This window comes from Synechocystis salina LEGE 00031, assembly GCF_015207985.1.
Taxonomy (GTDB): Bacteria; Cyanobacteriota; Cyanobacteriia; order Cyanobacteriales; family Microcystaceae; genus Synechocystis; species Synechocystis salina.
The window spans coordinates 45,173-59,265 of sequence record NZ_JADEVV010000002.1; the positions used below are offsets into that span (position 1 = coordinate 45,173).

A 14,093-nucleotide genomic window follows, 5' to 3' on the forward strand; every position below is an offset into this window, starting at 1 on the left:
ATTTGCCGATGAATGAAAACTCTATGCAATTTTTTCTTCCCGACCTAAATGCGACCCACCAATGGGGGCAACAATTGGCTCAACGGCTACCCCTGGGCACCATTATTTTGTTGCAGGGGGACTTGGGGGCCGGGAAAACCAGCTTAGTCCAGGGCCTTGGTCGAGGTTTGGGCATTGTAGGGGAAATTGTCAGTCCTACTTTCACCATTGTTAATGAGTATCGGGAAGGCAAGATGCCCCTTTACCATCTGGATTTGTATCGGCTTAATTCCCTTGAAGTCGAATATTTATACCCAGAACAATATTGGCAGGGGGAAGATTTTCCCTTGGGTATTACCGCTGTGGAGTGGCCGGAAAGACTCCCCCAACTACCAAACCAATATTTACAAATTGAACTGTGTCACCAAGGGGAAGGGCGGGCCATCACCCTGACAGCCCAGGACTGGGCCATGGACTTAAAGAATTTGTTACTCCCTAGTTAAAACACGTTAAAACGCTGTAGCTCCGTGGCAATTAACTGGGCCAGTAATGGTTGGGGTCCTAGGGGTTCTCCCAATTTAAGGCGGAGCTGACCATGGACCGATTGGAGTTGCTCCTGCTCTTGCCTGATTAGATCTGTCAATCCCCCAGCAAATAAAAAGTAAGGCAAAATCACCACTTCCCCCGCTGTCTTAATTTCCCCCAGGACAGTATCCAAACTGACGCCCCCTTTCCAATAGGCCGCCCTGGCCCCTAATTTTTCCGCCACAGTGGCGATCGCCAAATTACCACCGGCCCGTTTACTGCCGTGGGCTAATAAAATTCTTTCGGCCTGGGGTTGGTTTTGGTACTGGGTAAAACACTTATCTAGCAGAGCGGGTAGCCAGGGGTAAACCCCTAAAATTGGTAAGCAATCAATGGAGATGCTATTGCCCAATAGGGCCTGGGCTTGGGCAATTTCCCGGGGTAAATCTTCGCAGGTATGCACCCCCATGAGTAGGAAAAGGGGCATAATGGCAATTTTTTTCACCCCTTGGGGAATCAAATCCCTAGCAAGGTTGACCAATTGTTGATGGAGGGGCAGGGCTTGGGCTTCCAAACTGGCGCTAAATACCTGGGCTGGGGACTGGGAACTATTGTCCTGGCTAACAGTGGTCAAAGATCCTCCAGGATAACGCCCCAAAGTTGCCATGCCATGGCGCTTGATCAGGGCCTTTTTTCCTGCGGCGGAACGGGGGCGCAAAAACTGACCCACTAGATAAGTTAGGCGATCGAGGGCGATCTGGGGACGGGGATCACGGCTACCGTGGGCAACCAACAGATAGGCGGTGGACAAAGCTTATTGGGGGGTAAATGGGCCTTAGCTTCATATATCTTAATCAACATTTTCCTGTCCTGGGGTGGCGATTTTAACCAAATTCCGCCCTATCTTCCTCCGAAAACTGCAATTTCCAACCCAATTTACCCCGGCCATGGCGCCCTGCGTAGCAAATCTCTCGGCGATCGCCGGAGGGAGGCTGTGGCAAAGGGAACTTACAATGGCATGATAGTTATACCACTCAATCTTTCGGTAAACCATAGCAATTAAATTTTATGGGGTTTGCGGATCTGTCGATTCAGTCCATTGCCACGGAGTACGATCTGACTGTGCAATCGGTCTTTGACCTGTGCGACCAACTCGGCATAGCCTACAAAAACCAAGAAACTAATCTGGCCCTGGAGGATGCGAAGGCGGTAATTATGCAAATTTTGCACCGTCAACAATCAGCCGCCGGGGAAGGGGACAATTTCTAGTTCCCAACAATGTCAGACCATTGCTATGGCCCCTATCACCATACTGACCGATCAAAAACCCTCGATTTTCTTGGCACACTTGATTAAAACCCTATTTTAAAAAAAAGATTGAGAATTGACCGATTACCTTTCTCACCCCTTATACCAACAGTTTGAGGAGAACCTTTGTGAAACGCTTTTTTCTGGTGGCGATCGCCTCTGTCCTATTTTTGTTTAATACCATGGCTGGCAGTGCCAATGCGGTGGAGTTGACCGAAAGCACCCGCACCATTGCCCTAGATGAGGCCGGTGGCACCACAACTTTAACCGCCCGCCAGTTCACCAACGGCCAAAAGATTTTTGTGGACACCTGTACCCAATGTCACCTCCAGGGTAAAACCAAAACTAACAATAACGTCAGTTTAGGGTTGGTAGACTTGGCCGGTGCTGAGCCCCGTCGGGATAACGTCCTGGCCTTGGTGGAATATCTCAAAAATCCCAAGAGTTATGACGGTGAAGATGACTATTCGGAATTACACCCCAATATTTCCCGTCCTGACATTTACCCAGAAATGAGAAACTACACCGAAGATGACATCTTTGATGTGGCTGGTTACACCCTTATTGCTCCCAAATTGGATGAACGGTGGGGTGGCACCATCTACTTCTAGAAAAATACAGAAGTAAACCATCAAACTCCATAAAAATAAGTTAGATCTCCCCTCGACTCTGAGTTGGAGGTCTTTTTTCATTGGGAACTAAGTTAAAACCTTTTCGAAAGGCTTTAATAATTTGTCCTCTTTGATCAAATTTAATTTCTAAATAACTTGAAAAGAACCATGAATCAAATTATCTATTTAGCAAATTTTGTTACTGCTTTTTTAACTTGTATGTCATTAATCCTATGGGAAAAGAATCCCAGTCTTGCCAGTCAGCTAAATATGACGATCAACACAAAAAATCCAATTTATCTAGCTAAAAACATTGACTGTGGAAAACATTTCCGTGATCTGGGAGTCCAAGGCTCAATTTTAGTCGTTGACCAAGAAAATAAGCAAATCTTAGCCCATAATCCCCAAAGAAATGAAACCTATTTTCCTGTGGCATCCACCTTTAAAATTCTCAATTCCCTCATTGCTGTGGAAAGCGGCGTTATTCAAGACGAAATTTCTGTCCTAACCTGGGATGGCATTGAGAGAGAATTGCCCCAATGGAATCGGGATTTGAATTTACGGGAAGCTTTTAAGATTTCTGCGGTTTGGTTTTATCAAGTGCTAGCCCGTAGGGTTGGCCATGCAAGGATGGAAGCATGGATTACTAAAGTTGGTTACGGTAATCAACAAATTGGGACAGAAGAGAATATTGATCAATTTTGGTTAAATGGAACATTGCAAGCTACCCCCCAAGAACAGATACAGCTTTTACGTCGTCTCCATGGTAACCAACTGCCTTTTTCAGAGCGGACAGTTGCCATTGTCAAAGATATTATGATCACAGAAAAAACTCCAGAATATATCATCCGGGCTAAGACTGGTTGGTTTGGTTTTGGTGATTATTCCCGGCCTAACATTGGTTGGTACTTCGGTTATGTAGAAAAAGAAGACAATGTTTACTTTTTTGCCACCAATATTGATATTCACGCTGAAAATGATGGCCCAGCTCGCCTGCAGTTAACCCGCCGCTGTTTAACTGATTTAGCTATACTCTGACTAGCTTTTGGGAAATTTTTTCTCGCCTAGCTGGGGCTTATGTATGGACTTTAATCTTAAACGTCGCCGCCTGTTGGCCCTATTAGCTGCCTCCGCTTGGTTCGGGAGCCGCAAAAGCAAAAGTTTGGCCTCTCCGGCGATCGCCGACAATGGGGGGACTGCATTAGGTCCAGCGGCGGAAATTCTGGCTATTTTGGCAGAATCAAAGCAAGAATATGACCTTTCTGCTTTGTTATGCGGTATTTGGCAGGGAGAAAAAACAATCATCTCCACGGCGATCGGTAATTCCCAAACTAATGTGCCTGCTACCACTGCTATGCATCTCCGGGCTGGGGGAGTTACCATAACTTGCATTTGCTTGGTGCTATTGAGATTGGTGGACCGGGGACTGGTCAATTTAGATGATTTGGTGGCCCGTTGGTGGCCAAAGTTACCAAGGGCAAAAACAGTCACCCTCCAACAATTAGCCAATTCCACCTCCGGCTATGCAGACTTTGAGCAGGACCAGACTTTCATCGACGCCAACAATTACAATCCTTTCCGTCAGTGGCAAACCCAGGAATTGCTAGACATTGCCTTTGCCACTCCCCTCCTGTACGAACCGGGGGAAAGCTGGAATTATTCCCACACAAATTTTGTTGTTTTGGGGGAATTGCTCCAAAGGATCACGGGGCAACCCATGGATAAATTACTGGAGCAGGAAATTTTTGCGCCCCTGGGTTTGGGGCACAGTAGTTATCCCCATAGCAGTGAAATTCCGCCGCCGGTCTTACACGCGTTTAGTCAAGATCGGGACGTTTTTGAAGACTCCACTTACTGGAACCCTTCCTGGACTTCCTTCTCTGGAATGATGATTTCGACTCTAGGAGATCTCAGTATGCTGGCCTTGGCGATCGCCAAAGGTTCCTTGCTATCCCCCCAAGGCATTCAAGCTCAAATTGCTCCCACCACTGTGGGTTTGAGCACAAATAGGGCCGACCTCTACTATGGTCTGGGCATTGTTTACGCCAATGGTTGGTTGGTACAAAATCCCCGCTTTGGTGGCTATAATTTATTTCTCGCCGCCCTGCCGTCCCAATCCTTAGCCATGGTAGTGGCCACCACCATCGGACTTAATTCCTCTGATGAAGCCCACAGCACGTTGATTGCTAGAAAGTTGGTGCAATCTTTAAACCCAAATCAGCCTATACCCAACTTTGGCTAGAAAAACCCCCCTAGAAAAAACGACCCACAACGAAAACATAATCGCCGTCGGGGCCGTATCTCCACAAGTATTCGGGTTGCGACTGGCTATTGATCTATTGATCAGCACCGGCAACCCCAAGTTGTTTAATCGAGATTTGACTATTTAATAAACAACATTTCCTGGTAGGTGGGCAGGGGCCAGTAACTATCTGCAACTTCTGCTTCAATGCCGTCGGCATAAACTCGAACTTCATCCATTAAAGGACGTAGGGTTTGGGCATAGTATTGCATTTCTTCCTCCGTTGAAGCAAAGCCATGTTTTTCATAGGCACTGCTCAATTTATCAACGGTGGAGATCATTTTGTTGGCTAATTCGGCAATGGTTTTGGCACTGCTTTTATCCAGGTCAATACCCATGCTGCCCAGGCTAGCGATGGTGCCAGAAAGCTTCGACAGGTATTCGATCGCCGCGGGGTAAATCAAGGTTTTGGCGATGCTGATGACGAGTTTTACTTCTACGTCGATGGACTTAATGTATTGCTCGGCATAGACCTCAAAGCGGCTTTCCAATTCCACTGGGGTCAACACACCGGTTTTTTCAAACAACTCCTCGATGTATTTTTCCTTGAGCACTGGTAGGGCATCGGCGGTGGTGCGGAGGTTAGCCAGACCCCGTTCTTCCACAGCCATTTTATGCCATTCTTCGGAATAACCATTGCCACCAAAAATCACCTGGCCATGGCTTTCCATAATTTCCTTGAGTACCGTCAAGATAGCGGTCTCCAGTTCCAATCCCTTGCTCAATTCGGCCTCCAGGCGATCGCCAACCCAGGTCAGGGACTCTGCCAACATGGTGTTGAGCACAATCAGGGGGCCAGAAACGGACTGGCTAGAACCCACCGCCCGAAATTCAAAGCGGTTGCCAGTGAAAGCAAAGGGAGAAGTCCGGTTCCGATCGCCGGCATCTTTGGTCAAGTCGGGCAATACATCAACCCCCAGGTCCATCACGCCTTTTTTCTTGGAGTCTTTCACACTGCCGGTTTTGATTTGTTCAAAAACCTCTTCCAACTGGGTGCCCAGGTAAACGGATATGATGGCCGGAGGTGCTTCGTTGGCCCCCAAACGATGGTCATTACTAGCCGTGGCGATCGCCGCCCGCATTAGAGGGCCATACTTATGGACACCCCGGATTACGGCACCGCAAAAGACCAGAAACTGGGCATTGTCATGGGGAGAATCGCCGGGATCGAGCAAATTCCCCTGGGTGGAGTTGCCCACGGACCAGTTGACATGCTTACCGGAACCATTGATGCCAGCAAAGGGCTTTTCGTGCAATAGACAGACAAAGCCGTGTTTTTTGGCGGTATTTTTCAACACCGTCATTAATAACTGTTGGTGGTCACTGGCTACGTTAGCCGCTTCAAAAAAGGGCGCAATTTCAAATTGACCAGGGGCAACTTCGTTATGGCGGGTTTTGGCGGGAATGCCCAATTTATAAAGGGTTTCCTCCACGTCCTGCATAAAGACCTGCACCCGTTCGGGAATGGCGCCAAAATAGTGGTCGTCAAATTCTTGGCCCTTGGCGGGGGCCTTGCCAAATAAAGTCCGACCGGCTAAGAGTAAATCGGGACGTTGGCTAGCAAAATTGGCATCAACGAGGAAATATTCCTGCTCCGCCCCACAACTGGAATTGACATGGGCTATATTTTCGTTGCCTAAAAGTTTGAGCACCTTATTGGCCGCTTTATCCATGGCGGCAATGGAACGCAACAAAGGCACTTTTTTGTCCAATGCTTCCCCGGTCCAGGAAACAAATACCGTAGGAATACAGAGGGTAGAACCATTATCTGTTTCCATAATGTAGGCGGGACTAGTTACATCCCATCCCGTGTAGCCCCTAGCTTCGAAGGTATCCCGAATGCCACCGTTGGGGAAAGAAGATCCGTCCGGTTCCCCCTGCACCAAAACTTTGCCGGAAAACTCCGAGATAACATTGCCATCCCCTTGCACGGAAATAAAGCCATCATGCTTTTCCGCCGAGAGGTTAGTCATGGGGTAGAAAACGTGGGCGTAATATAAAGCCCCTTTGCCCATAGCCCAATCCCGCATGGCCGTGGCCACTGCATCGGCGATCGTGGGATCCAGCTTTTCCCCCGTTACAATGGTATTTTTAATGGATTTGAAGACGTTTTTAGGTAGGCTCGCCTGCATCTTGGTTAGATTGAAAACGTTCTCGGCCCACATGTCTTCCAGCCGAGGTACAGTTTTGCAGGGAGCCGTAGGTCGGTTAACGATCTTGTTAATTGATTGGGTGCGGGCGGCGTTTCCAGTCATGGACGAAATCTCTATTTCAGAATTTACAGACCCCCCAATCATACGCAAGATGATTTTTTAAAATAGACAATATAGATACAAAAACAAAGACCCCTTCCTTATCCTCCCAAGGAGAAATGAAAGCGGGCCGGTGCCATGGGGCCATAATATAAAAAAAATTACAAACAAATGGCTTTGCCTAAGGGCAAATTAGAAAAATTTCCAGAGCATGTTTTATCAAGAAAAACTAGCCCCCCCTAGTAGCGATTAACGGACTCTCCCCGACTGCGGGAACGACGTACAGGGGCAGGACCAGCAGAGGAACGACGGCGGCGCAGGGGGGTTGATTTCCCAATGGAATCGGTGGCGTATATTTCTAGGAAGGCCGACTGTTGCACCTGGTCGGCGGCAGTGGTGAGCAGGGTGCGAATGGTTTGCAAACTCCGTCCCCCCCGGCCGATGAGTCTTTCCCGGTCTTCGTCCCCTAGGGCTAACCGAATCCAAACCCGGCTATTTTGTCGAAACACCTCGCAGTCCACCTTCAGGTCATCGGGTTTTTCCAAAAAGGGGCGGACAAGAAACTTGACCAATTCAACGTAGTTTAGGGTAGTCACAGGGGGCAAACGTTGGTAAACACCACGGAAAAAACCGGTACTAAGCTTTTAGCTGTTCAAAAACCTGGGCTTTGGTCAAAATGGAGCGGACGGTTTCGGTGGGTTGGGCCCCTTCTTTCAATCTTTTGACGATCGCCGGTACGTCAAGACGAGTTTCATCGGTGCGGGGATTGTAGAAACCTAATTCTTCCAGGGGGCGGCCATCCCGACGGCTGGTGCTGTGCATGGCGACGATCCGATAGCTCACTTCACGTTTCTTGCCAAAGCGTTTCAGGCGGAGTTTAATCATACTAACTAAAAATAGATTGGGAAAAATTTCGCGTTTATCATTCTAACCTATTTTTTGGGGCCAGAAATTTTCGGGGCGTAAATTGCCAGGGGCCCCATCCCACCGCCGCAGATAGCCATGGGAACAGAGCTTGCCCAACGGGGTCAAGGATCCTGGGCCTTCCCCTGGGGACAAACTGGCTCCAGAGCACAGACAGTCGGGATGTTTTCTTCTATGATTGATGGTTGTCGTTAGCCACTCCCCACCGACTTTATCCCCGGCCTACCGGATTCATATCCCTAAAAATTGAATGTTTTCCTCTTCTGTTGAGCTGGAACTTTTTTTCATCTTCGTTTTGGTGGTGTTAAATGGAGTTTTTTCCGGCTCGGAAATTGCCATCGTCTCAGCTCGTAAGATTCGTTTGGAACAGTTGGCAAAGCGGGGTAATCGCAAAGCAAAGCTGGCACTGAAGCTGGCCACAGCCCCCAATAATTTTTTGTCGGCGGTGCAGATTGGCATTACCCTGATTGGCATTTTGAGTGGTGCGGTGGGGGGCGCAACGGTGGCCCTGCGGCTGGCGGATTTTCTCAACAATATTCCCCTACTGGCTCCCTACGCCAGTCCCCTCAGCATTTTTCTGTTGGTGAGTTTTATTACCTATCTATCCCTGGTGGTGGGGGAATTGGTGCCCAAGCGCATCGCGCTCAGTCATCCCGAACAAATTGCCTGTGGCGTGGCGCCAGCGATGCATTTGGTGGCTAAGCTCACCGCCCCCTTCGTATATCTTTTGGGGCTTTCCACTGATGCGGTATTGCGGCTATTTGGCATCACTAGTAGGGAAGTTAGCCCGATCACGGAAGAGGAAATTCGGGTCATGATCGAACAAGGTGCCCAGGCCGGCATGATCGATGAAGCGGAACAGGAAATGGTGGAAAGGGTTTTTCGTTTGGGGGACCGCCCCGTTAAAACTTTGATGACTCCCCGCACGGCGATCGCCTGGCTAGATGTGGAGTCAGATTGGGAAGAAAATCAACAGGAAATCCTCGATACTCCCTATTCTCGCTTTCCGGTGGGTAGGGATAGCCTGGACGAATGTTTAGGATTTGTGCGGGTAAAGGATATTCTCAATAGCCAATGGTCTGGGCAAAAAATCAATCTGGAAGAAATTGTTCAGCCTCCCTTATTTGTGGCGGAAAATACCCGTTCCCTCAACGTTTTGGAAATGTTCCGGGCTTCCGGTATCCACCTGGCCCTAATTACGGATGAATATGGCGGTATCGAAGGATTGGTCACCCTCAATGACCTGATCGAGGCGATCGTGGGCAGCATTCCCAATGACGACGAAATTCAAGAGCCCCAAATCATTCAACGGGAAGATGGTTCCTACCTGCTCGATGGCCTACTGCCCATTGACGAATTTAAGGAAATTTTCGATATTGAAACCCTCTCCAACGAAGAGGAAGGCCACTACCATACCCTAGGGGGCTTTGTGATTGAAAGCCTGGGTAAAATTCCCCAATCAGGGGAACATTTTGTTTCCGATACCCTACGGGTGGAAGTGGTGGATATGGACGGTATCCGCATTGATAAGGTGCTAGTTAGTCAATTACCAGAGGATTCTTCTACAACGGAAGAAGAGCCTGAAACAGATGATTAAAATTGCCTTTCTGCATAAATCACAAAATCATCAATAACATATTTACTGGGATTTTTATAGTTAAGATATTCCCATTTTAATTTATCCATTTGTGGTTGTTCTGGAAGATTACCTAGGATAAATTGTTTAAAATTCTCCTTACTGCTAGCTCGCTTGCCGGTTGAAGTCAAGTACTTGTAAAAGATTAGTCGCAGACCGAGAGAGTCTAAAAACGTATCAATTAAGTACCGTTCTTTATCTATGTTTTCATCAGCATAGGTGTCAAACATTTTATAAAACTTGTTTCCCTGAATAACCAACAAAACCCTACCGTCTGATCGCAAACATTGCTTAAAAATTGATCGATAAATATCGAAGGATTTACTTCTATCTTCCCCTTGATAGAAAAAACAATGGGCAATAATAATTAAATCGAAGAATCCCCTAGGTAACTTAGAGAAGTAATTGTCATAATCGAAGATGCTGACTGTATTAAATTGATAAAAAATATTGGGTGGCAATTGAAGACTATCAAGATATTGACGCCAAAACTGCAGCCCCCTATACTGCAAATTTCGTTGTTTTTCTAGGGAGTAATAGGAACAGGTAAAATCAGCAATTCCTTGATAATCAGTCAAAGATTCTAAAAAGAGGGATAGACCAAACAGCATCGTAGCGGGGCCGGCAGCAATGTCAAGAATTTTAAGATTTCGATTTAATTGACCAGATTGATAGATAAAAAAATAGGCGAGATAACTACAATAAACGTTGTCCAAAAAATATTTGATAAAATAAACATGGGGACTAAAAGCCTTATCATAGGTTGGATCAATTCCTTTCTTTAGTCCATTTAAATCTCGATAAGCCTCTTTGATTTTTTGCTTAACTTGATTTTTATCCAAGTCGACGGCATCAATGATTTGTTCTAAAAACATCACTAATTCAGCCTCTAATTTCGTAAAAACATACTCGTCAATTCCCGTACATTCTATTTTGTAGCCATCGTGATCAATTAAATGAAAAGCCCTATTAATTTTTTGTATTAACTGTTGTTGTGCGGTAAATTTTTGCCTAGCTATAGTGGCAGTAGATTCGGGCAAATAATCACTATTTTGCTTGGTTTGTTCCTGGCTTTCCAAGAATAATTTTTCCAACAAAGTTAATTTATATCCCTGTTTTTTCCTTGCTAAAATTAAATGTTGAGCTAATTTGCGATTTCCTTTGATAATTTCCGCTTTTATAATCTGCAATTGCCATAAACTTTTAACAAATTGAATCGGGTTAATCATAACCAAATCCTTCCCTACCTTCAAAAATTTCTACGCCATAGTATTGCTTGATCAATTCTAGTCTGTTGAGCAGATTACGGTAATTCTCATTTTCGTTTTGATACCACCACTCATATTTTCTTTTTAATTCTATTGCCTTGGCAGGAGTGGATGCTTTTAAGGATTGATTTTGACTGCTGTGAAATGGCTGTATAACTATTCTATCAACCGTGACTAATTGTTCAATAAATTTTGCTAAATCTTCATCGTAGGAAGGCAACAGGGGGGTCATCGTAATGGCGAATTTGATTTTATAATCGTCGTCAGAAGGAAGTTGATGCCTAAGTTTTTCCACCGTCTGTAGGCGAGCTTTAACACTGGGAGAACGGCTTTCAAAATCTTTTCTTACTCTTTCACTAGCAGTGGGAATGCTGATATTAATTCTTAGGTTATGAAATTGACGTAAAAGGTCAATATCTCTCACAACCATGGGACTGCGAGTTTGTAAAACTAACACAGGTTGATACTTAATTAAGACCTGTAGAATTTTCCTGGTGATCTGTGCTTTTTGCTCAATGGGTTGATAAGGATCTGTTACACTGCTCATATAGATCCGAATCGGACGATCGTATTTTTTGCTAATTCGCTCTAGTTCATTTACTAATAATTCTGCTGAATTTTCTTTTACCATTACCCAGTCTCCCCAATTAGCCTTTAGTTGAGCGTTAGGACTAAAGGCAGAAGCGTAGCAATAGTTACAACCAAACTGGCAACCGCGATAGGGATTAAGAGTAAAATCATAATCCTGGATAAAACCAGTGGCTTTATTGAGGAGAGATTTAGCTTGGTTAATGGTGACTTGCAAAGCTTTTCCCTCAAATAATTTGCAGTTTTTGCAAGGGTAGTTGAAAGCGGTGAAGTTAAAATCACCCCCACCGCCTCAACTAGGCACTCTAGAACCCCACGACAATGACTCAGTCAGGGTTTGGACTAGCTGCCAACGGGTAGTAACTGAAAGAGGATGGAGTTGATCAATCCCAGCAAAATGGCTCCAATGAGGGCGCTCCAAAAACCCCAACGGAGACTAAATCCTTCCACAAAGGCGGCCGCCAGAGCAAAGATGATGGCATTGACTACGGTGTAGAACAACCCAAAGGTGAGAAAAATTAGGGGAAAGGTAAAAAATGTCAGTACTGGGCGCACTAAGGCATTGAGCAAACCGATAACCACTGCGGAAATAAGCGCTTTTTTAAAGCTGGAAATTTCTACCCCCGTTGGCAGTTGGGCAATAATCAGGAGGCTAACCGAGGTGACAATCCAGACGATAAGCAGTTGTAACATTTTCCCTCCGTTGGTAATTACAATCAAAAACTAGAACAATGTCCCCATCTTAAACGTTGGCCGCAATGGTTGACTGGTCGGTTTACCGCGGGTAATGGAGCAGGCTTGATCGCCAGTGGGGACAAAATGATTGAACGGTGACAGTTTTGCTAGCGGTGTCTGGGGAGAATGGAGAAAATGAAATGGCTGGGTTAGCGAGGGGCTGTTTGGTGAGTTTGATCAGTTCCAGCGGCCCTGGGACAGGGCTTCTCGTTGGCGACGTTTTTTTGTTCAGGTTCCCATTTTTTTAGGACGTTATGAAACCGCACATCGTCGTTTGTGGGCTGGGACAAACGGGTTATCGAATTTTTAGCTTGCTTAAACAACAGGGAGCGGAGGTGATTGGCATTTCCGATCGCCCCATAGCAGGGGAAAATCCCAGCAATATTGTGGTGGGGGAACTGAGGTCCACCGCGACTCTGACTAAGGCCGCCATCCACACCGCCCAAACCCTAGTGCTAGCCACCAGTGACGACGCCCTCAATTTGGCTATCCTGACCCAGGCCCGCATTCTCAATCCCCGCATTCGCATTGTTAATCGTTTGTTTAACCATGCTCTGGGCAAACGTTTAGACACCACCCTCCCAGACCACGTTAGTTTAAGTGTTTCTGCCCTGGCGGCCCCGATTTTTTCCTTTGCGGCTTTGGGTAATCAGGCGATCGGGCAATTGCGTTTGTTTGACCAGACTTGGCCTATCCAAGAAATTATCATTGACCAAGACCATCCCTGGTTCAATTTACCCCTGGCAGATTTATGGGACGACCCCAGTCGGATGTTGATCTATTATCTGCCGGCCCATAGTGAAACGAATTTAATCGGCGCAGTGGTGGATGGGCTAACTTTGCAAGCTGGGGATCATTTGATTGTGGGGCAAAAACCCCAACCCAAGGCCAAACGGCGATCGCCTTGGCGCAAATTTTCCAAACTGATTACCAATCTACGGGAATATCAGCGCTACGTCCAACAGGTGATGTGGGTGATTTTATTCCTATTGTTGATGATTTTTCTGGCCACATTCACCTACGTTTCCATTGACCAACACATTGCTCCGGTGGACGCGTTGTATTTTTCCGTCGGTATGATTACCGGGGCCGGTGGCAAGGAAGAAGTGGCGGAAAAGTCCCCCGATATTATCAAAGTGTTCACAGCGGTGATGATGATCGCTGGGGCAGGGGTAATTGGCATTTGCTATGCCCTGCTGAACGATTTCATCCTTGGCAGTCGCTTTAGTCAGTTTTTGGATGCGGCCAAGTTACCTGATCGCCATCACATCATCATTTGTGGGCTGGGGGGAGTGAGCATGGCCATTATTGAAGAGTTAATCCACCAGGGCCATGAAATTGTGGTGATCGAAAAAGATACGGATAATCGTTTCTTGCATACGGCCCGTTCCCTGGGGGTGCCAGTAATTGTAGAAGATGCCCGCCTAGAAAGAAGTTTAGCCTGCGCCAATATCAACCGAGCCGAAGCCATTGTGGTGGCCACCAGTAATGATACGGTGAACTTGGAAATTGGTCTGACCGCCAAGGCGATCGCCCCTAGTTTGCCGGTGGTGTTGCGCTGTCAGGATGCCCAGTTTAGCTTGTCCCTCCAGGACGTATTTGAATTTGAAACGGTGCTCTGCCCAGCGGAATTGGCCACCTATTCCTTTGCGGCGGCGGCCCTGGGGGGCAAAATTTTGGGCAACGGCATGACCGACGATCTGCTTTGGGTAGCCCTAGCAACGTTAATTACCCCTAACCATCCCTTTGCTGAGCAATTGGTGAAAATTGCGGCTCACAAATCAGATTTCGTCCCCCTTTATCTAGAACGGGGCGGTAAAACCATCCATAGCTGGGAATTGTTGGGTACCCATCTCACCTCCGGCGATGTATTGTATCTAACCATGCCCGCCACTGCCCTGGAGCAACTTTGGCGATCGCCCCATGCCACCGCCGATCCCCTGGACTCTTTTTTGGTTTAGCATG

Annotated in this window: 14 protein-coding genes; 7 read left to right on the forward strand and 7 right to left on the reverse strand. The window is 46.8% G+C overall.

The genetic code is table 11. The features are described 5' to 3' along the window. Window positions 1-8 precede the first annotated feature (8 nt). Window positions 9-482 (forward strand): tRNA (adenosine(37)-N6)-threonylcarbamoyltransferase complex ATPase subunit type 1 TsaE, encoded by a 474-nt coding sequence (tsaE, locus tag IQ217_RS00960; RefSeq protein ID WP_194018591.1) that lies wholly within the window; start codon window positions 9-11, stop codon window positions 480-482. Here tsaE and IQ217_RS00965 read toward each other — a convergent pair. Next, complete coding sequence (locus IQ217_RS00965; RefSeq protein WP_228023893.1) at window positions 479-1,315, reverse strand: sirohydrochlorin chelatase; 837 nt, start codon at window positions 1,313-1,315, stop codon at window positions 479-481. The two genes, tsaE and IQ217_RS00965, sit on opposite strands and share 4 nt — an antisense overlap. A 257-nt stretch (window positions 1,316-1,572) precedes the next feature. Here IQ217_RS00965 and IQ217_RS00970 point away from each other — a divergent pair, with 257 nt between their 5' ends. The 4 genes from IQ217_RS00970 (at window position 1,573) to IQ217_RS00985 (ending at window position 4,665) form a co-directional block, all read left to right on the forward strand. Further along, window positions 1,573-1,773, forward strand: a complete 201-nt coding sequence (locus IQ217_RS00970; protein WP_190599627.1) for a translation initiation factor IF-2 — start codon at window positions 1,573-1,575, stop codon at window positions 1,771-1,773. 167 nt (window positions 1,774-1,940) lie between these two features. Continuing rightward, window positions 1,941-2,423, forward strand: coding sequence for a photosystem II cytochrome c-550 (gene psbV / locus IQ217_RS00975; RefSeq protein ID WP_190599628.1), 483 nt, complete (start codon window positions 1,941-1,943; stop codon window positions 2,421-2,423). Between the two features lie 270 nt (window positions 2,424-2,693). After that, window positions 2,694-3,461: a class D beta-lactamase gene (blaOXA, locus tag IQ217_RS00980; RefSeq protein ID WP_228023894.1), complete on the forward strand. Its 768-nt coding sequence runs from the start codon at window positions 2,694-2,696 to the stop codon at window positions 3,459-3,461. A 43-nt stretch (window positions 3,462-3,504) separates the two neighbouring features. Further along, window positions 3,505-4,665: a serine hydrolase domain-containing protein gene (locus IQ217_RS00985; protein ID WP_194018593.1), complete on the forward strand. Its 1,161-nt coding sequence runs from the start codon at window positions 3,505-3,507 to the stop codon at window positions 4,663-4,665. Between the two features lie 140 nt (window positions 4,666-4,805). On the opposite strand, the gene IQ217_RS00990 is transcribed toward IQ217_RS00985, so the two are convergent. The 3 genes from IQ217_RS00990 to rpsP form a co-directional block, all read right to left on the reverse strand. Next, complete coding sequence (locus IQ217_RS00990) at window positions 4,806-6,980, reverse strand: glutamine synthetase III family protein (RefSeq protein WP_194018594.1); 2,175 nt, start codon at window positions 6,978-6,980, stop codon at window positions 4,806-4,808. Window positions 6,981-7,216: 236 nt separating this feature from the next. Continuing rightward, complete coding sequence (locus tag IQ217_RS00995; protein WP_190599632.1) at window positions 7,217-7,573, reverse strand: KH domain-containing protein; 357 nt, start codon at window positions 7,571-7,573, stop codon at window positions 7,217-7,219. Window positions 7,574-7,613: 40 nt separating this feature from the next. After that, window positions 7,614-7,862 carry a 30S ribosomal protein S16 gene (gene rpsP / locus IQ217_RS01000; protein ID WP_190599633.1) on the reverse strand — a complete coding sequence of 83 codons (249 nt, stop codon included), beginning with the start codon at window positions 7,860-7,862 and terminating at the stop codon, window positions 7,614-7,616. A gap of 289 nt (window positions 7,863-8,151) precedes the next feature. Here rpsP and IQ217_RS01005 point away from each other — a divergent pair, with 289 nt between their 5' ends. Further along, window positions 8,152-9,498: a hemolysin family protein gene (locus IQ217_RS01005; protein WP_194018595.1), complete on the forward strand. Its 1,347-nt coding sequence runs from the start codon at window positions 8,152-8,154 to the stop codon at window positions 9,496-9,498. On the opposite strand, the gene IQ217_RS01010 is transcribed toward IQ217_RS01005, so the two are convergent. From IQ217_RS01010 to IQ217_RS01020, 3 genes are all read right to left on the reverse strand, one after another. Beyond that, window positions 9,495-10,766 carry a Slr0286 family photosystem II assembly protein gene (locus IQ217_RS01010; protein ID WP_194018596.1) on the reverse strand — a complete coding sequence of 424 codons (1,272 nt, stop codon included), beginning with the start codon at window positions 10,764-10,766 and terminating at the stop codon, window positions 9,495-9,497. The genes IQ217_RS01005 and IQ217_RS01010 overlap by 4 nt on opposite strands. Further along, window positions 10,759-11,610 (reverse strand): SPL family radical SAM protein, encoded by an 852-nt coding sequence (locus tag IQ217_RS01015; protein ID WP_194018597.1) that lies wholly within the window; start codon window positions 11,608-11,610, stop codon window positions 10,759-10,761. Before IQ217_RS01015 ends, IQ217_RS01010 begins: the two co-directional genes overlap by 8 nt. Before the next feature lie 125 nt (window positions 11,611-11,735). Then, window positions 11,736-12,086 carry a phage holin family protein gene (locus tag IQ217_RS01020; protein WP_190599295.1) on the reverse strand — a complete coding sequence of 117 codons (351 nt, stop codon included), beginning with the start codon at window positions 12,084-12,086 and terminating at the stop codon, window positions 11,736-11,738. 296 nt (window positions 12,087-12,382) lie between these two features. On the opposite strand from IQ217_RS01020, the gene IQ217_RS01025 reads away from it, so the two are divergent. Continuing rightward, window positions 12,383-14,089 (forward strand): potassium channel family protein, encoded by a 1,707-nt coding sequence (locus tag IQ217_RS01025; protein ID WP_194018598.1) that lies wholly within the window; start codon window positions 12,383-12,385, stop codon window positions 14,087-14,089. Window positions 14,090-14,093 lie beyond the last annotated feature (4 nt).